This window comes from Yoonia sp. 67-2 (assembly GCF_035117555.1).
Taxonomy (GTDB): domain Bacteria; phylum Pseudomonadota; class Alphaproteobacteria; order Rhodobacterales; family Rhodobacteraceae; genus Yoonia.
In genome coordinates, this window is the sequence record NZ_JAYKPK010000008.1 from 148807 (window position 1) to 169769 (window position 20963).

At 61.5% G+C, this 20963-nt stretch carries 25 protein-coding genes; 9 read left to right on the top strand and 16 right to left on the bottom strand.

From position 1 onward, the window contains the following. Positions 1–7: 7 nt before the first annotated feature. Complete coding sequence (locus VOY09_RS13945) at positions 8–142, bottom strand: aa3-type cytochrome c oxidase subunit IV (protein WP_322894419.1); 135 nt, start codon at positions 140–142, stop codon at positions 8–10. Between the two features lie 72 nt (positions 143–214). Next, a complete protein-coding gene (locus VOY09_RS13950) occupies positions 215–376 on the bottom strand; it encodes a hypothetical protein (RefSeq protein WP_322894418.1) in 162 nt (53 codons plus the stop codon). A 72-nt stretch (positions 377–448) separates the two neighbouring features. On the opposite strand from VOY09_RS13950, the gene VOY09_RS13955 reads away from it, so the two are divergent. Beyond that, a complete protein-coding gene (locus VOY09_RS13955; RefSeq protein ID WP_322894417.1) occupies positions 449–1330 on the top strand; it encodes a LysR family transcriptional regulator in 882 nt (293 codons plus the stop codon). Positions 1331–1348: 18 nt separating this feature from the next. On the opposite strand, the gene hchA is transcribed toward VOY09_RS13955, so the two are convergent. Next, positions 1349–2212 carry a glyoxalase III HchA gene (gene hchA / locus VOY09_RS13960; RefSeq protein WP_322894416.1) on the bottom strand — a complete coding sequence of 288 codons (864 nt, stop codon included), beginning with the start codon at positions 2210–2212 and terminating at the stop codon, positions 1349–1351. Positions 2213–2316: 104 nt separating this feature from the next. Continuing rightward, complete coding sequence (locus VOY09_RS13965; RefSeq protein ID WP_322894414.1) at positions 2317–2778, bottom strand: Lrp/AsnC family transcriptional regulator; 462 nt, start codon at positions 2776–2778, stop codon at positions 2317–2319. A gap of 105 nt (positions 2779–2883) precedes the next feature. Here VOY09_RS13965 and VOY09_RS13970 point away from each other — a divergent pair, with 105 nt between their 5' ends. Further along, a complete protein-coding gene (locus VOY09_RS13970; protein ID WP_322894413.1) occupies positions 2884–3123 on the top strand; it encodes a DUF6356 family protein in 240 nt (79 codons plus the stop codon). Here the strand turns inward: VOY09_RS13970 and VOY09_RS13975 are convergent. Beyond that, positions 3107–4147, bottom strand: a complete 1041-nt coding sequence (locus VOY09_RS13975; RefSeq protein ID WP_322894412.1) for an MBL fold metallo-hydrolase — start codon at positions 4145–4147, stop codon at positions 3107–3109. The genes VOY09_RS13970 and VOY09_RS13975 overlap by 17 nt on opposite strands. Beyond that, on the bottom strand, positions 4147–5853 hold the full coding sequence (locus VOY09_RS13980) for an acyl-CoA dehydrogenase (protein ID WP_322894411.1): 1707 nt from the start codon (positions 5851–5853) through the stop codon (positions 4147–4149). The genes VOY09_RS13975 and VOY09_RS13980 overlap by 1 nt, the downstream gene beginning before the upstream one ends. A gap of 113 nt (positions 5854–5966) precedes the next feature. Here VOY09_RS13980 and VOY09_RS13985 point away from each other — a divergent pair, with 113 nt between their 5' ends. Then, positions 5967–6914: an L-threonylcarbamoyladenylate synthase gene (locus VOY09_RS13985; RefSeq protein ID WP_322894410.1), complete on the top strand. Its 948-nt coding sequence runs from the start codon at positions 5967–5969 to the stop codon at positions 6912–6914. A gap of 112 nt (positions 6915–7026) precedes the next feature. On the opposite strand, the gene VOY09_RS13990 is transcribed toward VOY09_RS13985, so the two are convergent. The 6 genes from VOY09_RS13990 to ubiA all read right to left on the bottom strand — a co-directional run bounded on the left by VOY09_RS13990 (position 7027) and on the right by ubiA (position 12465). Next, on the bottom strand, positions 7027–7581 hold the full coding sequence (locus tag VOY09_RS13990) for an AAA family ATPase (RefSeq protein ID WP_322894409.1): 555 nt from the start codon (positions 7579–7581) through the stop codon (positions 7027–7029). A gap of 157 nt (positions 7582–7738) precedes the next feature. Beyond that, entirely contained in the window at positions 7739–8356 is a 618-nt protein-coding gene (locus tag VOY09_RS13995) for an FMN-binding negative transcriptional regulator (RefSeq protein ID WP_322894408.1), read from the bottom strand. A gap of 78 nt (positions 8357–8434) precedes the next feature. After that, the gene (locus VOY09_RS14000; RefSeq protein WP_322894407.1) at positions 8435–9193 is read right to left on the bottom strand and encodes an NAD(P)H-dependent oxidoreductase; all 759 of its coding nucleotides are present in this window, start codon (positions 9191–9193) and stop codon (positions 8435–8437) included. Positions 9194–9198: 5 nt separating this feature from the next. Then, positions 9199–9525, bottom strand: a complete 327-nt coding sequence (locus VOY09_RS14005; RefSeq protein WP_322894405.1) for a hypothetical protein — start codon at positions 9523–9525, stop codon at positions 9199–9201. Positions 9526–9539: 14 nt separating this feature from the next. After that, on the bottom strand, positions 9540–11444 hold the full coding sequence (locus VOY09_RS14010; RefSeq protein ID WP_322894404.1) for an OmpA family protein: 1905 nt from the start codon (positions 11442–11444) through the stop codon (positions 9540–9542). A 55-nt stretch (positions 11445–11499) separates the two neighbouring features. Further along, the gene (gene ubiA, locus VOY09_RS14015) at positions 11500–12465 is read right to left on the bottom strand and encodes a 4-hydroxybenzoate octaprenyltransferase (protein ID WP_322894403.1); all 966 of its coding nucleotides are present in this window, start codon (positions 12463–12465) and stop codon (positions 11500–11502) included. Positions 12466–12477: 12 nt separating this feature from the next. Between ubiA and VOY09_RS14020 the strand changes: the two genes are divergently transcribed. From VOY09_RS14020 to VOY09_RS14035, 4 genes are read left to right on the top strand one after another with little or no spacing between them, the layout of a single operon-like run. Further along, positions 12478–13200 carry a 16S rRNA (uracil(1498)-N(3))-methyltransferase gene (locus VOY09_RS14020; protein WP_322894402.1) on the top strand — a complete coding sequence of 241 codons (723 nt, stop codon included), beginning with the start codon at positions 12478–12480 and terminating at the stop codon, positions 13198–13200. After that, positions 13197–14036: a GNAT family N-acetyltransferase gene (locus VOY09_RS14025; RefSeq protein WP_322894401.1), complete on the top strand. Its 840-nt coding sequence runs from the start codon at positions 13197–13199 to the stop codon at positions 14034–14036. Before VOY09_RS14020 ends, VOY09_RS14025 begins: the two co-directional genes overlap by 4 nt. After that, the gene (locus VOY09_RS14030; protein ID WP_322894400.1) at positions 14029–14547 is read left to right on the top strand and encodes a hypothetical protein; all 519 of its coding nucleotides are present in this window, start codon (positions 14029–14031) and stop codon (positions 14545–14547) included. The genes VOY09_RS14025 and VOY09_RS14030 overlap by 8 nt, the downstream gene beginning before the upstream one ends. 58 nt (positions 14548–14605) lie before the next feature. Next, a complete protein-coding gene (locus VOY09_RS14035; protein WP_322894399.1) occupies positions 14606–15976 on the top strand; it encodes a glutamate--cysteine ligase in 1371 nt (456 codons plus the stop codon). A 115-nt stretch (positions 15977–16091) separates the two neighbouring features. Here the strand turns inward: VOY09_RS14035 and plsY are convergent, their stop codons facing one another. From plsY to VOY09_RS14055, 4 genes are read right to left on the bottom strand one after another with little or no spacing between them, the layout of a single operon-like run. Next, entirely contained in the window at positions 16092–16697 is a 606-nt protein-coding gene (gene plsY / locus VOY09_RS14040) for a glycerol-3-phosphate 1-O-acyltransferase PlsY (protein ID WP_322894398.1), read from the bottom strand. After that, positions 16697–17980 carry a dihydroorotase gene (pyrC, locus tag VOY09_RS14045; RefSeq protein WP_322894397.1) on the bottom strand — a complete coding sequence of 428 codons (1284 nt, stop codon included), beginning with the start codon at positions 17978–17980 and terminating at the stop codon, positions 16697–16699. The genes plsY and pyrC overlap by 1 nt, the downstream gene beginning before the upstream one ends. Before the next feature lie 22 nt (positions 17981–18002). Continuing rightward, on the bottom strand, positions 18003–18518 hold the full coding sequence (locus VOY09_RS14050) for a hypothetical protein (protein WP_322894396.1): 516 nt from the start codon (positions 18516–18518) through the stop codon (positions 18003–18005). A 4-nt stretch (positions 18519–18522) separates the two neighbouring features. After that, entirely contained in the window at positions 18523–19479 is a 957-nt protein-coding gene (locus VOY09_RS14055; protein WP_322894395.1) for an aspartate carbamoyltransferase catalytic subunit, read from the bottom strand. A gap of 104 nt (positions 19480–19583) precedes the next feature. On the opposite strand from VOY09_RS14055, the gene VOY09_RS14060 reads away from it, so the two are divergent. Together VOY09_RS14060 and moaB are read left to right on the top strand one after the other, a co-directional pair. After that, positions 19584–20354, top strand: a complete 771-nt coding sequence (locus VOY09_RS14060; RefSeq protein ID WP_322894394.1) for a uracil-DNA glycosylase — start codon at positions 19584–19586, stop codon at positions 20352–20354. Next, entirely contained in the window at positions 20351–20893 is a 543-nt protein-coding gene (gene moaB, locus VOY09_RS14065) for a molybdenum cofactor biosynthesis protein B (protein ID WP_322894393.1), read from the top strand. Before VOY09_RS14060 ends, moaB begins: the two co-directional genes overlap by 4 nt. The last annotated feature ends 70 nt before the right edge of the window (positions 20894–20963 follow it).

Sequence of the window (20963 nt, forward strand, 5' to 3'; positions counted from 1 at the left end):
CGACCCGTTAGGCGCCGATAAGGGCGAGGAAAATCAGCAAGGCGATGACAATGATCGCCCCTTTGGTCGACATGCTGATAAACCCATTAAAGGTTTTTTCCTGTTCGGTGATGTCCATTTTACCGGGCTCATGATCGGCCATTCTCGGCTCCTTGAAAGTCTGATTTGCGCCCCGTTTAGCCGATTTGCGCAGGGCTGTCACGCGGTCAGGTGGTCACATCTGGTCAATCTTTTGGCTTGCCCGCTGTTTCCGCCACGGCCAGCCAAAGCACCGCAGCGCGGCCCTGATGCGGTTGCGCAGGGTCGTGTCGCCCAAAGCATAAAATTCGCCTTCGGTCAGGTCCTGCCGGGGCAGCGGGCGGATCAGGGGTTGCATCTGTCTCTCCATCTATTCAACAGTGAAAAGATGGTTTGCGAAAAGCCGCGAATAAAGCATGGATAGTGAAGTATGTCGTTCAGCAGTGAAAGACTTGGCTGGGATGATCTGGAAGTTTTCTTCCATGTCGCCGAAGGTGGCGGGCTCAGCGCCGCTGCCCGTGTGATCGGCATCAGCCCGCCAACCGTGGGCCGCCGCATTCTGGCGCTGGAACAGCGTGCCGGTCAGATTTTGTTCAACCGCGCACAGACCGGATATAGCCTGACGCTCGCGGGCCAGGCGCTGTTTGAGCGGGTCAAGCTGATGCAGGCCGCCGCCGTGCCGGTGCAGGAGGTCTTGTTCGCGCAGGCCGCCACACCGCTGATCCGCCTGTCCGCAGGGACCGCGACGGCGACGTTTCTGGCCGATAAATACAATCTTCTCAGCCGCCAGTCCGATGGGTTTCGGCTGCATTTTGTGACGACCGAGACGGTGCTGGATATCGCGCATCGTGAAATTGATCTCGGCATCCGCAACCGGGCGGCGGAGGCGGGGAATATCGCCTCGCTCAAACTGGGGACCTTGCGGTTTGCGCCTTATCATAGCTGGAGCGTGCCGAATCCCGCGCAGCTTGGTTGGGTGGCGCTGGATCCGGTGCATGCGAAACATCCCGCCGGGGTGTGGCTGCACCGGCAGGATCACGTGATCGCTGCGATGGCCAGCACCGTGGCGACGGTGCATGATCTGGTGCGCGCCGGGGCGGGGATCGGGGTCATGCCGTGTATGATCGGCGATTGCGATCCGTCGCTGTCCCGCGCCGGGCCGGTGATCGAGGATCTGACCGAGCAGCAATATCTGGTCATGCATGGCGATGACCGCCATCGCGCCCCGATCCGGCGGCTGATCGAGCGGATCACCAAAATTTACGCCGATAATGCCGATTTGCTGTCAGGGCAGCGGCCTTTGCGCGGGTAAGGCCGCGCCCGCATTCTGTCAGTTTGCGAGGCCGCCGACATATTGCAGCAATTCCCGACCCACCATCTGGCCCAAGGCGTTACTGGCCAAAGGGCTGTCGCCGGTCAGCATCCTGCCATCCTTGCAGACAGCCCCGGTCGTCAGCCTGTTGGTGATGGTAAATCCTTGCGCGGTCAGTTTTTCACCGAATTTCCACGTCAGCTTGCCCGGCATATAGCCGATGCGCGGCGTATGGGCATCGACGAAATCGGAAAAGGCGCAGATCTTCTTGCCACGAAACGGGTTGTCCGGCCCCAAGGCTAGAAACGCCGCCGGGCCGTGGCAGAGCGAGATCGCGAATTTGTCCTGGTCCGCCGCCCATTGCAGCACCGCCTTCATCGCCGGGCTGTCGGGCAAGCCCATCAAGGCGCCATGTCCGCCCGGAATGAAAACGCCGATGTAATCACTGTCGGGGCCAAGCCTTTCCGCGACCACCTGATCAAGGGTCAAGGGCTGGTCGAAACTGCCAAGATGCCGCTGATAGAGCCCATTGATCGCCGCATCTTTCGACGGCATTGCCCAATGTTCGAATTTGACCGGATTGCCGGACAAGGTCGCCACATCGAAACCAAAACCGGCCTGTTCCATGTGATACATCGGCACCAGCGTCTCGACCGGGTGATTGCCGGTCGAAAAATAGGTGCCATTGGCCATTTCCAGATATTGCTGATCTGACCCGACAATCAGGATTTTCCACCGCCCGCCGCGATAAGGATCGGGATAATCCGATCCTTTCATGTCAACCTTGTCGACCGTGAACAGGCGCAGCGACAAAGGCGAGGGTTCAAAGGCATTGGCGTGACCGCTGTCTGGTGTGGGTTTCGTGCTTTTGAGCAGGGCCATTGGTTTTCCGCTTCATGCTGCCGCTGATTCACCGTGAATACTGCGTCAGAGTAACCTGCACGTAAACAGGCCAAACACAATCAGAGGTTGTTTGCCGATCCCGGCTATAAAGGCAGGGCGTTTGTTTCCTTGATCTCTTCCATCACGAAGCTGGCCGAGATATCGCTGACCGAGATCCGCGCGATCAGCCGTTTGTAAAAGGCGTCATAGGCGGGCACATCCGCCACCCGCACCCGCAGCACATAATCCAGCTCGCCGGTCATGCGATAGGCGCCGACGACTTCCGGCAGGCTGCGCAGCGCGGCCTGAAACTGGTCCATCCAGTTGCGGTCATGCGCATTGGTGCGGATCAGCACCATCACCATCAGTGGTAAGCCGACCTTGGCAGGGTCGAGCAGGGCGACGCGGCCGGTGATGATCCCCTCCTGTTCCAGCGCCTTGATCCGCCGCCAGCAGGCGTTGCGCGACAGATGCACGGCGGCGCTGATGTCATCGACGGACAGGCTGGCGTCTTTTTGCAGGATGGTGAGGATACGGCGGTCTGTTTCGTCTAATATATGTGTCATGTGGTGGATAATATCCCAATGCTGCCACAAATGGCAGTGAAATTTGGGACCGGGTTTGACTGGGTTCGCGCTAGTGTCAGAAAAACATCACCAACAGAGGTTTCCATGTTCGAGACATCCCCAAACACCACCCGCAGCAATCTGTTCACAACGGTCTTTCTGGACCATCCTGCCAGCGTGAACGAATCCTATTTCGCGCATATGCGCTTTGCTTTCGGGTTTGCCTTCTGGCTGGGTGTCGCGTCACTCGCGGCCTTGATCCATGCTGTGATCCCGGCGCTATGTGAAACCACGGCGAGCCGGATTCTGAAACGCCTGCATACCCGGATTATGGCGCGGCACTGAACACATAGGCGCCGTCTTCACGGACAGCCCGGCTGGCGCGGCCAGTCTGGTGCAGATGGTTGAGGTGGGCGACAGCCTCGACCAGTGCCAGCCCATATTCGGCGGGGCCGATGCTGCGCTTGAACAGCGGCGCGAAACATTCACCCGCTGCGCGCGGTTCGGCCAGATGCGCGACCAGCCGGTCCAGCGCGTTGTGATGGTTGTCGATCATCTGCGTCAGGCGGAGCGGCAGGCCCCGGAACGGCAGTTTATGGCCGCCAAGAACCAATTGGTCGTCGCGCGCGAAGGGTTGAAAGCGCTGACAACTCGCCATCCACTCGCCGACTGGGTCAGCCTCCGGTTCGGTCGGGTAGACGCCCAGATTGGCACTGATAGAGGGCAGGAGTTGGTCACCGCCAAGGATCACCGCATCATCCCGCGACCAGAAGGTCGCATGTTCCGGCGCGTGGCCATTTCCCATGCGGATATCCCATGTCCGCCCACCGATCTGGATCGTCTGGCCATCCTGCAGACGGTGAAAGCCCAAGGGCAAAGGCTCCACGCAATCTGCAAAATTGAAAGGCCGTTCCGCCTTGCGGCGCGCCAGTTCGTCCGCGTCCATGCCCGCGCGTTCGTAAAACCGGATCGTTTCGGGTGCGGGTCTTTCCTGCACATCGAGCACCAGCATCCGCGCCATCAGCCAACCGGTGCGCGGCATATGCAGTTCTGCCCCTTGGGCGACGAACCAGCCCGCCAGCCCGACATGATCGGGGTGGTGATGGGTCACGATCACCCGGCTGACGGGTTTGCCAGCCAGTGGGCCGTCCAGCAGGTCCTGCCAGATCGCCTTGGTCTTTGTGCTGGCAAAGCCGGTGTCTACGATGGTCCAGCCATCGCCGTCATCCAGCGCATAAACATTCACATGGTCGAGCGCCATCGGCAGCGGCAGGCGCATCCACAGGATGCCCTCCGCCACCTTTATCGCCTGTCCGGCTTCGGGCGGGTCGGGGTAGGGATACCTGATCCCCGCAACACCATCCGGCATCAGGCCGCTGCCAGATCTTCGGCGGTGATCGCCACCAGATCGGCCGCCCCCTCGCGGGTATGGGCCAATAGGGCGGCATGTTCCGGCAACATCCGCTTGATATAGAAGGTCGCAAGTCGCAGATGCCCGGCATCGCCCGCCACAGCACTGGCCAGATGGACATGCCCACCCAAGACCCGCGCGAAGGCGCGCAGATAAGGCACGGCCCCGGCGAAGCGGTCGTTCAGGTCCTGCTGGCTGACCAGCCATTCGGTGGTTTCTCGCAAGGTCTCTGCCGCTTCCCAGACGGCATTGGCCAGATCGGGATGGGTGGCTTTCGCCGCCTCTGCGCCCCGCACGATATCGTCGAGTAGCCGGAACGCCGCATCGCCGCCATCCATCAGCTTGCGCGCGACAAGGTCCATCGCCTGAATGCCATTGGTGCCTTCGTAGATCGTGCTGACACGCACGTCGCGGACGAATTGGGCGGCACCGGTTTCTTCGATAAAGCCCATGCCACCATGGACCTGCACGCCGGTATTCGTCGCCTCGACCCCGACATCGGTGCCAAAGGCCTTGGTGATCGGCGTCAGAAAGGCGGCGCGGGCATTCCATGTCGCATCGCTGGTGGCAGTCGCCATATCAATGGCAACGGCATTCATCAGCGCAATCGCGCGGGCAGCATAGATATCAGCGCGCATTGTCGTCAGCATCCGGCGCACATCGGCGTGTTCGATGATGGCCCCGGTGCCTTCCGCTCGGCCCTGCTTGCGATCCTGCGCATAGGCGAGCGCATGTTGCAGTGCGCGTTCTGCCGCGCCGATCCCTTGGACGCCAACCCCAAGACGGGCATTGTTCATCATCGTAAACATCGCCGCCATGCCGCCATGTTCCGGCCCGACAAGCCAGCCTTTGGCACCGGAATATTCCATGACTGCGGTGGGCGATCCATGCAGACCCATCTTATGTTCCAGACTGACGACCCGCAGGTCATTCTTTTCACCCAGATTGCCATCGGCATCGGGAATGATCTTGGGGACCATGAACAGGCTGATCCCCTTGGTGCCGGGTTTGCCATCGGACAGGCGGGCCAGCACCAGATGGCAGACGTTTTCTGTGAAGTCGTTATCGGCCCAAGAGATATAGATCTTCTGCCCGGTGATCGCGTAAGACCCGTCACCATTCGGTTCGGCCTTGGTCCGCAATGCACCGACATCGGACCCCGCCTGCGGCTCGGTCAGGTTCATCGTGCCGGACCAGTCACCGGCGATCAGTTTCGGCAGATAGACGGATTTGATCGCATCGGAGGCGTGATGCTCCAACGCCTCGATCTGGCCTTGGCTCATCAGCGGGTTCAGTTGCAGCGCCAGACAGGCGGCAGACATCATTTCATTCACCGTGGTGGTCAGCGTCATCGGCAGGCCCAGCCCGCCGTTTTCCGCCCGCGCCGACATCCCGATCCAGCCACCATCGGCAATCGCGCGATAGCCTTCGGCAAAACCGGGCGCTGTGCGCACGATGCCGTTTTCCAGATGCGCGGGGTTTTTGTCACCGACATGGTTCAACGGGGCGAGGATATCTTCGCACATTTTCGCGGCCTCGGTCAGGATCGCGCTGGTCATGTCGGGGGTGGCCTCGGCAAAAAGGTCAGTCGCTGCGACGTCGCTGAACCCGACGACATGATCCAGCAGGAATTGAAAATCGCTGACAGGGGCACGGTATGGCATTTGAAAAACTCCGCATAATAGGCTGCTTGGCAATGAATGATGTCATGGCTATGCAGGTCGCTTAATGGCAAGGTTAGCAAGACCGCGTCACCCTTCAACTTGAACGCCACGTCATGACCATGCAGACGCCTCTTCTTCTGAAACCGGATCAATCCGGGTTGGCCCGCGCCGCTGAAATACTGGCGCAGGGTGGGTTGGTGTCGTTTCCGACAGAGACAGTCTATGGTCTTGGGGCCGATGCGCGCAATGATCGTGCTGTCGCAGGTATTTTCGCCGCCAAAGGCCGCCCGAGTTTCAACCCGCTGATCGTGCATCTGGGTGATCTGGCGGCGGCGATGACGATCTGCGATTTCAACGCTGATGCGCAGCGTCTGGCTGCGGCTTTCTGGTCCGGCGCGCTGACGCTGGTGCTGCCGTTGCGCGCGGATGCGGGGATATCACGGTTGGTGACGGCAGGGCTGGACAGCGTGGCGGTGCGGGTGCCGGATCATCCGGTGGCGGCGGGGTTATTGGCGGCTTTCGGTGGGCCGGTGGCCGCGCCGTCCGCGAACCCCTCTGGCCGGATCAGCCCGACGACGGCCGCCCATGTGCGCGATGGTTTGGGCGACCGGATCGACGCTTTGGTCGATGGCGGGCCTTGTCGCGTGGGGGTGGAATCGACGATTGTGTCCTGCCTTGGCACGCCCACATTGTTGCGTGCCGGCGGTATCCCGGCAGAGGCGATTGCGGATTGTCTAGGCCAGGCCTTGGCCACCGCAGAGAACCCCGAAGCACCCGTATCGCCGGGGCAATTGCTGTCACATTACGCGCCACAGGGGCAGGTTCGGCTGAACGTGACAGAGGTCAAACCGGGCGAGGTGATGTTGGGCATTGGCGCGATGGCCGCGGATCTGAACCTGTCGCCCAGCGGTGACCTGACCGAGGCGGCGGCGCGTCTGTTCGACTGCCTGCACCAGCTGGACGCGATGGGCGCGCAGAAGATCGCCGTCGCGCCGATCCCGGATCATGGTCTGGGGCGGGCGATCAACGACCGGTTGAGGCGGGCGGCGGCACCGCGGTAGGTCGGGGTTCACCCCGACTTGGCAGACAGTGGCGGGGTAAACCCCGCCCTACGGTGATCAACAAAGCCACAGCGCATGTGTGCGGCTGCCTGCGCCAAGAGCACATACTAAATCAAAGAGGATATGAAGGCAGAGACTTCAGAACGAAATCTGCCCGTTTTGCCACATCGGTCTTTGGCAGGACGAGAATGTCATAGCCAAGTGCGGCGAATGCCGCGTGCAGCCGATGATATTCAGCGACTGCTTCGTCCAGGGTATGGCGACGTTCAGCGTCGTTTCGGAAAATTTCAGGCCAGGGCGGCGTCAGAAAAACCTGTCGATGAAATCGCGCCCGGCCGCTGAGCGTTTCGGATATTTTAATGCCTGTGGCATGCTCCAGGGCAACAGCCGCATCGACAAGTCCGCGGTCAAAGAAAACCCAGTCTTTTGCAGCAGCGTTAATTTCCCGGTCAGTGTTGGCCATGTCGATCGCCCGCAGCGCGAATGCTTCAAGATCGATCCAAGGCAGAGCTTTACCGTTGCCAAACATTTCTTGCGCGACGATCCTTCGGCCCGGCTCTGCGACGGTATCAAAACCGCGACGGTCCAATTCAGTTAAAAGTGTCGTTTTACCCCCGCCAGAGCAGCCGGACAGAATGACATGGCGGCAAAGAGATCTTCTATCCATCGGGCGATCTGAGTCTTCATTCCCCACTGTAAACCTCACGTGACAAGTCAATCGGATTTCAGGCGCGGCGACACATCTCAATCATCGAGATTGTCACCGCCGTAGGTCGGGGTTCACCCCGACACATGAAGCGGCGCAAGGCGGGGTGAACCCCGCCCTACGGTTTGGCTTTCATCCGCTCTGCCAGGGCGTGATGTCCTGCTGCGGCGAGCCCTTTGACCGTGCCGTCATAGTCGCGCGGTTCCCGGTTCTGGCTAAGCTTTGATTTCGCCAGCACCTTGGTCACTGTGATGCGCAGGGCGACGATGCCGTCCAGCATCTGCTCCATGTAATCGGCGGGCGCGTCGGCCATGCGCCATGCCTCCGACCCATGCCGCCGCCGTTCGTGATGGCGGGTCAGCAACCCGACTGCGGCGCGTTTGGCATGGGTGTCGTGCTGGAATGTGATCTGGCCCGTGACATGAACAACCTCATAATTCCACGTCGGCACATGGCGGTGGTGGTCCTGCTTGGTCGGATAGTAATTGGGCGACACATAGGCATCGTCGCGCCGGAAGATCGCTAGCACCTCCTGATTTTCGGCGATCAGGCGGTGCATGTCATTGGCCAAAGCGACATGGCCGATCAGACAACCCTTGGGGGTGGCAAGCAGCGGCAGGTGGTTGGCGATCAGCCCGGCGCTGGTTTGGGCGACGATACAGGCGAGCGGGGCATCCTCAAGGATCGCCGCAATCGCGCCGGGGTCGGTTTGTGCGAAATGTGGTGGGATATACATCGGCGGACCTTGGCTGGGTTTGGCGCGATACTGGGGGCGGTGGCTGGCGATGGCAAGTGCGCCGGGGTGAACCCCGGCCTACGGTTTGTGGCGGATGAAGGGTGTGTGGCTGGGTTTGTCGGCAAACAACCGGCCCCGTGCGTCGAAATCGCTGTCGGCGTTGAACGCGATCTCGGGCAGGGTGTCGAAACCGGCGATCAGATCGGCTTGCCCGGCCAGAGCTGTCTGCAACCTGTCACCCAGCGCCACGGCCCCGTCGCCGCGATGATAGCCATGCACGCCATGGACGCAGATTGGCTGCAACACACTCAGCCCGACATAGCGCAACGTGTAGGCCAAAGGCCAAAGCAGCAGGCCGACATCGCCTTCCTTGCCGTTATGCGCGCTTTCGGCGGCGCTTGATCCGGTGGTCACGCAAAGCAGTGCTTTCTTGCCCGCCAGCATGCCGGTGTCGAACCGCTCTGCCGTTGTATGCAGCGCGCCATGGGGCAGGGCGCGGTCGCACCAGCCTTTCAACATCGCAGGTGGTGAAAACCACCAGAGCGGAAAGTGAAAGATGATCCGGTCGGCGCGGCGCAATTTATCGACCTCGGCGGCGATATCAGCGGGCAATCCGGTTGCGGCGGCCTGCGCTTGTGCCTTGAGCGGGTCAAAAGGCAGATCGGCAGAAGGATCGTAATGTGCCGCCCGTTCGGCCGGGTCGAAGCCCATCGCGTAAAGGTCGGACCAGATCACCTCATGGCCTAATGCGGTGCTGGCCGCTGCACTGGCCCGCGCCCATTGGGCGTTGAAGGATTGCGGCTCCGGGTGCGCCAGAACGATGAGCGTGGTGGGCATCTGCCTTAACCTGCGTGCTGGCGTTCGATATAGCCGCGCAATTCCTCGGCCTCGCGCCGCGCCTCGCGCAGGCCGTCCATTGCGGCGCGCAATTCGGCCTCGGTCTGGGACAGCTGGTTGGTCATCTCGGCCTCGCGCTGTTGCAGATAGGTAATCGCCTGATCGCGGGTTTCTTCGGCCTCGTGCAAGGCTTGGGCCATCTTGTCCAATTCGCCGATTTCAGAGGTGGTCACCCGTGTGAAACGGTTGATCAGCCAACTGGCAAACCAGCCCAGCGTGAAGGCCACGAAAAGGATGACCGCCGTGGCAATGATGAATTCGGTTCTGTTCAAGGTCTTGCCTTTGCCTAGCCCTCTTGCGGAGCGTCAGCATTGTCTTGCGGGGTTTCGTCCTCGGTTTCAAGCTCTTCGGTCGCAGTTTCGTCGGTTTCCTCGGCGTCCTGTTCCGGCAGGATCAGGCTGAATTCGATGCGGCGGTTCGCTTCGCGGCCTTCTTCGGTGTCATTATCGGCAATCGGATCGGCGATACCGTAACCCACCGCCTCGAAGGTTGACACAGGCACGCGGCGACTGCGCAGGGCGGTCAGGACCGCATCGGCACGGTCCTGCGACAGGCGCAGGTTCATTTCTTCGCGGCCCTGACTGTCGGTGTAACCGGCCACGCGGATCTGCAGATCGCCGCACAGGCGCAGGACTTCGGCGATATCGTCGATCACCGGCTGGGCGGCGGCGGTGATACTGGCCGAGCCGGGGTCAAAGGTGATCTTGCGGCCTTCGGTCACGGTGATGATCTGGGCGATACATTGCTCCGGCGTCGGCAGACCGGCAACCGGATCAAGCTCTTCGATATAGGTGACGTCAAGGTCGAAATCCGCAGCCTGTCCCAGTTTTTCGATCAACAGGCGCGAGATTTCACCGGCGGCATTTTCATCGCCGGTCTCGCCCCGGACCACAATGCTATCGGGCTCAACGGTGACCGAGCCGTTGGACAATTCCGACAAAGCCTCGATCCCGGCCAGAACCCGCACCGACCAGCCGGTGGGCAGACCTTCGATCACACGCGTGCCCATCGTGATGTTGGCCTGCCCGAATTTTGCAGTGGCAAAGTTTTCGATCACCATATTCGTCATATCATCAGGCACCCGCCCGCGCACCTGCACCAATCCTTCGGGGCTGAGCGTGGCGGTAAACCGCGGCGGCCCATCGGCGCGGGGATCAGGCAATGCGGGCAGTTCGGCGTTGAGGGCGAACACGTCTGGCAGGGCGTTCTGCAATGTGCCGATCACATCGTCGAAATCGCTTTGCGGGGTGCCGGGCTGGGCGGCGACCACGATATCGGTATCGGCAATCGTCACCGTTCCGCCGCCCAGATCGTTCAGCGCCTCAATCGTCAGCGCGACGGCCTGCCCCCAATCCTGCGATGGTGCACCGAGTGCCAGCGTGCAATTTACCCGGCCTTCCAGACCGGCGGATGTCGCAGCGGTCAGGATCTGATCGCGCGCCTCGGGCGTGTCGACTGCGCAGGCATCGAACCGCGCGCCGTCATCGTCCAGAATGAACCGCGCGGTGAAGGGCGAGATCACGGGACGCGGCGCGCTGATGTCCAGCGCAAGGCGCAGGCCTTCTGGCCGGATCCGGGTCAGCGCGGCTTCCAACCGGCGTTTTTCGACAGCCGAGTCGGAAATGCCGCTGACGGTGACCCGTTCGGCGGTGACCGAAATCTTGGACCGTGGCAGCAGCTCCAGCGCATCAAGCGCGAAATCCACCGCCGCGCGCCAATTGGCAGGCGTCGGGTAATCGCCGCTTTCCAGCAGATCGGTGACATTCTGGCCATCGGCGATCCGGGTGATCTGGCGGGCCAGCTGTTCGCGGTCGGTGCTGGCCGGGATCAGCCCGATCAGTGACACGCCGCTGTCATTGCGCAAAATCTCGATCTTGAATTCGGGCGCGGTAAAGTCGGCCTGATCCACCACCGCCATATTGTCGATCACCCGGCTGGCATCGACGACCCCGCCTGCGGCAGAGACGGCGCGGAACCGGACAGCCTCGGACGGTGCGGTGCCTTCAAGGATCACCTGCAACCCGTCGCCTAGCACGGCGGCCCAGTCATGGCCGTTTGCGACAAGGCTTTCTTGCACGGCTTCAACCGACCGATCCTCGACCGTGGCGACGGTCAGTTGCGCGGCGCCGACAGAGCCAGCGGCGGCAAAGCCAAAAGCAACAACGCGAATGAAGATGGCAGAGAGGCGCATTTATATCCGTTTCTTGTGTCCCGGAGTGCATAGGCCCTGCGGCGGGCAGGATCAATCAAAGCATGAAAGCGACGGCAAAAAACGGCAGGGGGATCAGCCCTGCGTCGCGATTAGACCGGAATATCTGGATTAAACGGTCATTGTCATCGGCGTCAAACCGCTGCAATTGCCAGGTCATGTGCCAGCCCATCGCCCAAGGCCCACCCAAGGCGATGAGCAGCGACAGGATCGAGCGGTCATAGGTGGCAAAGACCACAGAAGCGCCGAACAGAATCACCGTCAGCGTCAGGAACAGCCGCAGCCACCAGCGCGCGTGATCGCCAAACAGCCGTGCGGTGGATTTGACGCCGATCAGGGCGTCATCCTCGGCATCCTGATAGGCGTAGATTGTGTCATAGAATAATGTCCAGACGATGCCCGCCAGATACAGGAATATCGGCGCAAGCCCGATGCTGCCGGTATAGGCGGCCCAGGCCAGCAAAGCGCCCCAGTTGAACGCAAGGCCAAGGAACACTTGTGGCCACCATGTGAACCGTTTCGCAAAAGGGTAGATCGCGACCGGCAGCAGGGCAAGGATGCCCAGCCCGATGGCGAAGGGTGGAAAAGTGATCAGGATCAGGAAGGCCACCAAGGCTTGTGCGATCATCCAGATCAGCGCGCCTTTGACGCTGACCTGCCCCGATGGAATCGGGCGCGACCTTGTCCGCGCGACCGAACCGTCGATGTCGCGGTCGGTGATGTCGTTCCATGTGCAGCCCGCACCGCGCATCAGGAACGCGCCGATCCCGCAGCCTGCGATGATCCAGATTGCGAAAGGGGTGAAGGTGCCGGTGGTCAGCACCGCCAGCGCCAAAGCCCACAGGCAAGGCAGGTAGAGAAGCCATGTGCCAATAGGCCGGTCCGCGCGCGACAGCCGCAGATAGGGGCGGATCGGCATAGGCGCAAACCGGTCCACCCAGTTTCCTGCAACTGCGTCTGCGACTGTGCCCGCAGGCTCTGGCATCTGGCTGTTTTGGGTCATATGGTCCGCTTCATGGCATCCAAGGTCCGGCTTTATGTAGATCACCCCTTGGGGGTAGGGCAATCGGTTCCGCTGAACCGTGATCAGGCGCATTACCTCTTTGGGGTCATGCGGCTGGGGGCGGGTGACGTGATCTCCCTGATCAACAGCCGCGATGGTGAATGGGATGCCGTCGTGGAAAAGGCGGGCAACAGGGGTGGCATATTGCTCTGCCAGACCCGGACACGCGACCTGCAATTGCCGCCCGACCTGTGGCTGGTCTTTGCGCCGATCCGCAAGGAACGCACAGCCTTTATCGTCGAAAAAGCGGTAGAACTGGGGGCCGCCCGGATCATCCCGGTGCAGACCGACTATACCCAAGCCGCCAACCGCATCAGGCAGGACAAGCTACAAGCCCATGCGATTGAGGCGGCAGAGCAATGTGGCGGCACCTTTGTCCCGCCAGTCGATGATCTCGTAAAGCTAGACAGGGTGCTGGCCGATTGGCCCGAAGGCAGACAGCTGATGTTCTGCGACGAAGCTGAAATCGGCGCAGCCGTAGGCCTGCCCGATCTGCCCGGCCCTTGGGCTGTTCTGATCGGGCCTGAGGGTGGGTTTTCAGCCAGTGAACGCACACGACTGCAGGCCTTGCCCTTTGCCCATGCGGTCAGCCTTGGCCCGCGAATCCTGCGCGCCGATACGGCGGCGGTCGCGGCGCTGACCCTGTGGCAAGATCGTCTAGGGGATTGGGGATGATCCTTGCCACAGCGGCGGACCAGCCCGCGATCGAGGCGTTCCTGCGCCAGCATATCACGACAGCGATGTTTTCGATGGCTAACCTGCGCCGCCACGGCATGAACGGCGGGCATCCACGCGCACTGACAATCTGGCTGCGCAAAGAAGGCGATGTGATCACCGACGCGCTGGCGATCAGCGAAGAAGGCATGATCTTCCCGCATTGCCCGACTGGCCCTTGGGAGGCGGCGCAGGCCGTGCTCAAAGGCCACGCACTCATCGGGCTGCTGGGCGATGCCGGTCAGGTTGACGCGCTGCGCCACGCTTTGGGCATGACCGCGGCTGCGGGCCATGTCACCACCGAACCGCTGTATCGTCTGGCGCTGAATGACCTGATCATGCCGGATGTCACCGGCTTTACCTTGCGCCCGCTGTCAGATGCGCCGCGTGATCTGGTGCTGGGCTGGCGGCGTGCCTATCTGCGAGAGACGATGCATATGCAGGGTGACGCCGTGGACACAACCGCGATCAAGGAAATCGACAGCTATAGCGCGGCGGACAGCCACCGGGTGCTGTATCAGGGTGATCAGCCTGTGGCGATGACCGGGTTCAACGCGACTTTACCTGACGCCGTGCAGATCGGCGGCGTCTATACGCCGCCCGACCAGCGCGCACGCGGTCTGGCGCGGCGGGCGGTGGCGCTGCATCTGGCGCAGGCGCGTACGGCTGGGGTGAGCGAGGCGGTCCTGTTCGCTGCAACTGTTCATGCTGCGAAAGCCTATGAGGCGATTGGTTTCGCGCGTATCGGGTCCTTTGGCATCGCGATCTTCGAGAACCCGCAGGTGGTGCATGGCTGATTTCTTCCGCCCGGAGGCGCGCGCCTTTCTCTGGCGCTGGCGCGAGGTGATGGCAGCAGGTGCCGTCGCCATTTTCGGCCTCTGGTGGGCGCTGAATGCGGCGGGCATGACCATCTGGCTCGGCTATGTCGTCATCGCCATCGGGCTCGGCTGGGGTGCTGCCGCGGTGCAGCGGGCGCGCTTTGCCAGTGATGGTGATGGCCCCGGCGTCGTGCAGGTGCGCGAACGCAGGCTGGCCTATTTTGGACCGCTGGATGGCGGGATCATGGATGTGGACGATCTGACGCAGCTGACGCTGGACCCGACCAGCCACCCTGACCCAAGCTGGATTCTGTCAGGTGTCGGCGGCCAGCGCATCGCCATTCCGATCAATGCGGCAGGGGCGGATGATCTGTTTGATGTCTTTGCCGCCTTGCCCGGCATCAGGACCGCCGCGGTGCTGGATGTGCTGGAACGCACACCCGATGCGCAGGTGATTATCTGGTCGCGGGCGCGTCCCGTCTTGCATTGACAGATGCAAAGGTGCAGGTCAGCGATAATACTTTGATCCATTGAACGGAGCCTTCCCGATGTCCATCCCCCAAACCGGCGCTGGCCCGATCGAACATCACGACCAATTGGCGGAACTGTTGTCCAAAGGCTCCAAGCCCAAGGATCAATGGCGCATCGGCACCGAGCATGAAAAGTTTGGCTATTGCAAAGATACGTTGCTGCCGCTGCAATATGAAGGTGAGCGGTCGATCAAATCGGTGCTGGAGGCGTTGCATAGCCGTTTCGGCTGGGACCGGGTCGAGGAAGACGGCAAAATCATCGGCCTGACCAAACAGGGCGCCAATGTCAGTCTGGAACCGGGTGGCGCGCTGGAACTATCCGGTGCGCCGCTGGAAACGATCCACCAGACCTGTGATGAGGTGAACAGCCATCTGGCCGAGGTGAAAGCCGTGTCTGACGACATCGGCGTTGGGTTTATCGGCCTTGGCGCGGCCCCGGTCTGGACCCATGATCAGGTGCCGCTGATGCCCAAGGGGCGCTACAAGCTGATGGACAGCTATATGCAATCCGTGGGCACGATGGGCACCGCGATGATGCGCCGGACCTGCACGGTGCAGGTCAACCTCGATTTCGGGTCCGAGGCGGATATGGTCCAGAAAATGCGCGTCGGCGTGGCGTTGCAACCGGTAGCGACCGCATTGTTTGCAAATTCTCCATTCTTTGAAGGCAAGGTGAACGGACATAAATCATGGCGCGCCCGAATCTGGCGTGATCTTGATCCCGCACGCACCGGCATGGTGCAATTTATTTTCGAGGAAGGATTCGGGTTTGAGGCTTGGGTGCAATGGGTTCTCGATGTGCCGATGTATTTCGTCTATCGCGACGGGAAATATATCGACGCTTTGGGCATGTCGTTCCGCGATTTCCTGCGCGGTGAATTGCCGGCCCTGCCGGGTGAAAAGCCGCTGATGTCGGACTGGGCGGATCACCTGACCACGGTCTTCCCAGAGGCGCGGATGAAGCAATATATCGAAATGCGCGGTGCCGATGGCGGGCCTTGGCGCAGGCTCTGCGCGCTGCCCGCGTTCTGGACCGGGCTGATGTATGATCAGACCGCTTTGGATGCGGCTTGGGACCTGTGCAAGAACTGGACGGCGGAACAGCGCGACGCCCTGCGTGTGGCGGCATCTGTGGATGGATTGCAGGCGCAGGTCGACGGGATCAATATGCATGATCTGGCCCGCGAAGTCGTCGCGATATCTGAGGCTGGGTTGCGCGCCCGCGCCCTGCCCGGTGCTGGCGGGCTGGTGCCGGATGAGACGCATTTTCTGAATGCGCTGAAAGAAACGGTCGAAACCGGCAAGACCCCGGCGGATGAATTGCTGGATCATTATCACGGCGATTGGGATGGTGATCTGGACCGGATTTATCAGGCCTACAGCTATTAACTCCGCCGCGCTTTGCGCGACGGAGGCGCTCCGCGCGGGAGTATTTTGCACAAAGCGAGGCAACCTTCCCCGCGGGGAAGATGCCCGGTTTCTTCCCCGCGGGGAAGGTTTGCTTCTATTTCGCCCCGATCTTGCCTTCTGTCCCAGCGCGCAGGCGCTGAATATTGCCCCAATGGCGGGCATAGATCAGCAGGGCGAGCAGGACGGCAAGCACGGCGGTTTGCGCAAAGCCGGTCGCGACCATCACGATGGGCAGGACCCCTGCGGCGACCAGTGCTGCGAGCGATGAAAACCGCGTGATCACGGCGGTGGCAAGCCAGATCGCGCAGGCGGCAAGGCCCATGGGCCAGACCAGCGCCAGCAGGATGCCCAGATAGGTCGCCACACCTTTGCCGCCCTTGAACCCCAGCCAGACCGGGAAACAATGGCCGACAAAGGCCATCAGCGCGGCGAGCTGCACCGCGTCTTCACCCGCATAATGCCGCGCGGCGAGCACGGCGACAGCGCCTTTGCCTGCGTCAAAGATCAGCGTCAGGGCGGCGGCTTTTTTGTTGCCGGTGCGCAGCACATTGGTCGCGCCGATATTGCCCGACCCGATATTGCGCAGATCGCCCAGACCCATCAGTCGCGCCATGATCACCCCGCCGGGGATCGACCCCAGCAGATAGCCGATAGCGCCCCAAAGCGCGAGGATGGCAAGGCTGCTTTCGATCGCGGGCATCACGCCTCTCCCCAGATGCGGGTGCCGTCCACCCATGTGCCGATCACTTTGCCCTGCAGACGCGCGCCGTCAAAGGGGGTATTTTTGGATTTTGACTGCAATTTTGTCCGGTCGAGCAGGAAGGGCGCATCAGGGTCAAACAGGACCAGATCGGCAGGCGCGCCTTCCTGCATCCGGCCAGCGGCCAGACCCAGCAAGCGCGCGGGGTTCAATGAGAGTGCCCGGAACAGCCGCGGCAGGTCGATCTGGCCTGCGTGATACAGCCGCATCGCGGCGGGCAGCAGGGTTTCAAGGCCCACAGCGCCGCTGGCGGCTTCTTCAAAGGGCAGGCGTTTGCTTTCCTCATCCTGTGGTGTGTGCATCGAACAGATGATGTCGATCAGCCCTTCGGCGACGGCGCGGACCACGGCGATCCGGTCATCCTCGGCCCGCAAGGGCGGTGTCAGTTTGAAAAAACTGCGGTAATCGGCCACATCCATGTCGTTCAGCGTCAAATGGTGGATGCTGACGCCAGCGGTGATTTTCACGCCATTGCGTTTTGCCCGTTCCAGCGCTGGCAAGGCGCGGGCCGTGGTGATCTGATCCACGTGATAGCGCGCGCCGGTCATTTCCAGCAGGCTGATATCACGGTCAAGCGCCATGCGTTCCGCCATTGGCGACACGCCCGGCAGGCCGCGCAAGGAGGCGAATTTGCCCGATGTGACCACCGCGCCTTCAGACAGGCCGGGGTCTTGTGTATGGCCGATGACCAAAGCGTCGAGTGATCTTGCATAGGTCAGCGCGCGTGACAGGACCTTGGTTTTGACGACCACGCGGTCACAATCGGTGAAGGCGACGGCACCGGCGTCTTTCAGCAGGCCGATTTCGGTCATTTCCTGCCCCGCGCGGTCCTTGGTCAGCGCAGCCATCGGCAAGACATGCACCGGCGCGTCGAGCTGCGCGCGCCGCGCGACGAATTCGAGTTTCTCGGGCGTGTCAATCGCGGGGTCAGTATCGGGACGGGTGACGATGGTTGTCACCCCGCCCGCCGCTGCGGCCCGTCCGGCAGAGCGGAATGATTCCTTGTGCCTCTCACCCGGTTCAGAGACTTTCACGCCGATGTCGATGATGCCGGGGGCAAGGCACATGCCCGCGCAGTCGATGACCTTTGCGCCAACGGGTGGCGTTGCTTCCGCACCCAAAACGGCGTGGATCAATCCGTCCACCACCAACACAGCGCCCGGCGCATCGGTCAGTGCGACCGGGTCGATCACCCGCGCATTGGCAAAGAAAATGGCTGTCATCACTGGTTTCCTTTGCAAGATATCATTGGCCGACCCAGACCATCAGCGCAACCAGCGCGAACATCACCAGCAGGGCGGCGGTGGCGACCATTCCGCTCATCCTTGCGTCGGATTTGCGGGGTTTGGCGGTTTGCGGGCCATTCATCTCGCCCGCCGCCCCGTCCGAGGTCAGTTTTTCGGAGGTTTGAATCTGGGCGGCGTCGCGCAGGACCATGACGGCGCGGCTGTCCTCGGGCAGGGTGATCTGCTGCGCCTTGCTGCCAAAAGCACGCGACATGATCAGCACCACTGGCCCCGTCACACGGCGCAAGGTGGTGACCTGCGCGGGCGTCAGCGGCATTTCATAGCCTTGCTGGATCAGATCAGGCAGGGCCATCTCGGCCTTGCCTGCGGGCGGGATCAGATCAACGAAATCAAGGTTCAGATCGACCTGCCCGATGATCTTGCCGATCATCCCGGCCTTTGACCCGGTCAGCGGCGGGCCGAAATGTTCGACGATGTAAAGCGCGCCATGGTCATTTGCGGGGATATCCAGCATCCGGTTACACCATCACACTGGTGTCGCGCCGCGCTTCGCGCAGGTTGCGCGCCAGCAGGTCCATCGCGGCCATCCGCACGGCGACGCCCATTTCGACCTGTTTCTGGATGACGGATCGGTTGATATCGTCGGCGATAGTCCCATCAATCTCTACCCCGCGATTCATCGGGCCGGGATGCATGACAATCGCATCGGGCTTTGCGTGGGATAATTTTGCTGCATCCAGGCCGTATCGGTGGAAATATTCCCGCTCTGACGGGATGAACCCACCATCCATCCGTTCCTTTTGCAGCCGCAGCATCATCACCACATCAACGTCTTTCAGCCCGGTGACCATGTCATCGTAAACCTCGACCCCGAAATCACCGATGCCCGATGGCATCAAGGTGGGCGGTCCGATCAGGCGGATGCGGTTTTCCATCTTGCCCAAGAGCATGATGTTGGACCGCGCCACGCGGCTATGGGCGATATCGCCGCAAATCGCGATGTTCAGCCGGTGCAACCGGCCCTTGGCGCGGCGGATGGTCAGGGCGTCCAGCAGGGCTTGGGTCGGATGTTCGTGGCGTCCGTCACCGGCGTTCAGCACGGCGCAATTGACCTTTTGGGCCAAAAGGTCCACCGCGCCCGATTGCGGATGCCGCACGACGAGAAGATCAGGGCGCATCGCATTCAGCGTCAGCGCCGTGTCGATCAGCGTTTCGCCCTTTTTGATGGAGGATGCCTGCATCCCCATATTCATCACATCGGCACCCAGACGCTTGCCCGCGAGTTCGAAACTGGCCTGCGTGCGGGTCGAGTTCTCGAAAAACATGTTGATCTGGGTCAGACCGGCGAGGACTTCGCGATGCGCTAATCCCCGGCTGTTATGGTCGGCATAGGTATCTGCAAGATCCAGAAGGGTCGTTATTTCCAGCGGATGCAGCTGTTCGATCCCCAAAAGATGCTTTGCGCGGAATGTCATGCCCTGATCCTTTGCAGCCCGTTGCGGGGTTATAGGCCGCGCGCTGCCGGGCTTCAATGCCGCAGGGCCTGCACAAAGGTATGGTTTGCGCCTAATGTCGCGACATGGATTCGCAGAACACATATTGGCAGGACCGCGCGGCGCTGGAATGGCAGGTCGAACTGGGCGTGACCGATGCCATTCTGGATGCGCCGGTGGACCGCTATACGCTTGACCCGGTGCCGGTGAAGGCCGCGCCTGTCGCTGAGGTTGCCGCGCCTGTCGTGCAAGAGGCAGATCCGGTCGCCATCGCGCGTGCGGCGGCAGAGGCCGCGAGCGATCTGCCTGCCTTGGCCACCGCCATCGCCGCCTATGAATTATGTGAGATCAAGCGCGGTGCGCGCAATGCGGTCTTTGCCGATGGCCAGCCCGGCGCGCGGGTGATGATCGTGGGCGAGGCACCGGGGCGCGAGGAAGATCGCGCCGGCAAGCCCTTTGTCGGGCAGGCAGGGCAGATGTTGGACCGGATGCTCGCCGCGATTGATCTGGGCCGCGCGCATCCCGATCAGGACCGTGCCGTCTATATTACCAACGTCATGCCCTGGCGGCCACCGTCGAACCGCACGCCGGATGCGGATGAAATCGCGATGATGCTGCCTTTTCTGGAACGCCATATCCAGCTGGCCGATCCGCAGATCATCGTGCTGATGGGCAATACGCCGTGTCAGGCTTTGCTGGGGCAAAAGGGCATCACCACGCTGCGCGGCAATTGGACCGAAGTGTTGGGTAAGCCTTGCTTGCCGATGTTTCACCCCGCTTACCTTTTGCGCAACACTGCCGCCAAGCGCGAGGCTTGGGCGGATCTTTTGGCGCTGAATGCAAGGTTGAAACAATGAGCCGGATTGACGAAACGCTGGAGTTTATCCCCGTCCGCATTGCGGTGCTGACGGTCAGTGATACCCGCGCGCTGGCGGATGATAAATCCGGCCAGACTTTGGTGGATCGCATTACCGCCGCCGGGCATCATCTGGCGGATCGCAAGATCATCCGCGATGAACGCGTCCTGATCGCGGATCAATTGCGCGCGTGGTGTGCGGATGATGGGGTCGATGTGGTTATCTCTACGGGCGGCACAGGGCTGACTGGGCGCGATGTGACGGTCGAGGCGCATCGCGATGTTTATGAGAAAGAGATTGATGCTTTCGGGACGATCTTTACCATAGTCAGCATGCAGAAAATCGGGACCTCTGCTGTGCAAAGCCGTGCCACAGCGGGTGTCGCGCAGGGGACTTATCTGTTTGCGTTGCCCGGCTCCCCCGGGGCCTGTCGCGATGCCTGGGATGAAATTCTGGGCCGTCAGCTCGATTTCCGGCACCGGCCCTGTAACTTTGTCGAGATCATGCCGCGATTGGATGAACATTTGCGACGGAAATGATCTGTTCCATCGTATGAGGGGACAGAAGGCCACGCGCGCCCTGATCCTGCGTGCGGCAATAAGGATTATT

Coding starts and splice junctions, on each gene's coding strand:
- VOY09_RS13955 (WP_322894417.1), top strand. CDS start 449: ATGTCGTTCAGCAGTGAAAGACTTGGCTGGGATGATCTGGAAGTTTTC.
- VOY09_RS13945 (WP_322894419.1), bottom strand. CDS start 142: ATGGCCGATCATGAGCCCGGTAAAATGGACATCACCGAACAGGAAAAA.
- VOY09_RS14055 (WP_322894395.1), bottom strand. CDS start 19,479: ATGACATTCCGCGCAAAGCATCTTTTGGGGATCGAACAGCTGCATCCG.
- pyrC (WP_322894397.1), bottom strand. CDS start 17,980: ATGACAGCCATTTTCTTTGCCAATGCGCGGGTGATCGACCCGGTCGCA.
- VOY09_RS14050 (WP_322894396.1), bottom strand. CDS start 18,518: ATGCTGGATATCCCCGCAAATGACCATGGCGCGCTTTACATCGTCGAA.
- VOY09_RS14000 (WP_322894407.1), bottom strand. CDS start 9,193: ATGCCCACCACGCTCATCGTTCTGGCGCACCCGGAGCCGCAATCCTTC.
- VOY09_RS14025 (WP_322894401.1), top strand. CDS start 13,197: ATGATCCTTGCCACAGCGGCGGACCAGCCCGCGATCGAGGCGTTCCTG.
- ubiA (WP_322894403.1), bottom strand. CDS start 12,465: ATGACCCAAAACAGCCAGATGCCAGAGCCTGCGGGCACAGTCGCAGAC.
- VOY09_RS14030 (WP_322894400.1), top strand. CDS start 14,029: ATGGCTGATTTCTTCCGCCCGGAGGCGCGCGCCTTTCTCTGGCGCTGG.
- plsY (WP_322894398.1), bottom strand. CDS start 16,697: ATGCCCGCGATCGAAAGCAGCCTTGCCATCCTCGCGCTTTGGGGCGCT.
- VOY09_RS13975 (WP_322894412.1), bottom strand. CDS start 4,147: ATGCCGGATGGTGTTGCGGGGATCAGGTATCCCTACCCCGACCCGCCC.
- moaB (WP_322894393.1), top strand. CDS start 20,351: ATGAGCCGGATTGACGAAACGCTGGAGTTTATCCCCGTCCGCATTGCG.
- VOY09_RS13950 (WP_322894418.1), bottom strand. CDS start 376: ATGCAACCCCTGATCCGCCCGCTGCCCCGGCAGGACCTGACCGAAGGC.
- VOY09_RS14020 (WP_322894402.1), top strand. CDS start 12,478: ATGGCATCCAAGGTCCGGCTTTATGTAGATCACCCCTTGGGGGTAGGG.
- hchA (WP_322894416.1), bottom strand. CDS start 2,212: ATGGCCCTGCTCAAAAGCACGAAACCCACACCAGACAGCGGTCACGCC.
- VOY09_RS13985 (WP_322894410.1), top strand. CDS start 5,967: ATGACCATGCAGACGCCTCTTCTTCTGAAACCGGATCAATCCGGGTTG.
- VOY09_RS13995 (WP_322894408.1), bottom strand. CDS start 8,356: ATGTATATCCCACCACATTTCGCACAAACCGACCCCGGCGCGATTGCG.
- VOY09_RS13980 (WP_322894411.1), bottom strand. CDS start 5,853: ATGCCATACCGTGCCCCTGTCAGCGATTTTCAATTCCTGCTGGATCAT.
- VOY09_RS14060 (WP_322894394.1), top strand. CDS start 19,584: ATGGATTCGCAGAACACATATTGGCAGGACCGCGCGGCGCTGGAATGG.
- VOY09_RS13965 (WP_322894414.1), bottom strand. CDS start 2,778: ATGACACATATATTAGACGAAACAGACCGCCGTATCCTCACCATCCTG.
- VOY09_RS13970 (WP_322894413.1), top strand. CDS start 2,884: ATGTTCGAGACATCCCCAAACACCACCCGCAGCAATCTGTTCACAACG.
- VOY09_RS14035 (WP_322894399.1), top strand. CDS start 14,606: ATGTCCATCCCCCAAACCGGCGCTGGCCCGATCGAACATCACGACCAA.
- VOY09_RS14010 (WP_322894404.1), bottom strand. CDS start 11,444: ATGCGCCTCTCTGCCATCTTCATTCGCGTTGTTGCTTTTGGCTTTGCC.
- VOY09_RS13990 (WP_322894409.1), bottom strand. CDS start 7,581: ATGGATAGAAGATCTCTTTGCCGCCATGTCATTCTGTCCGGCTGCTCT.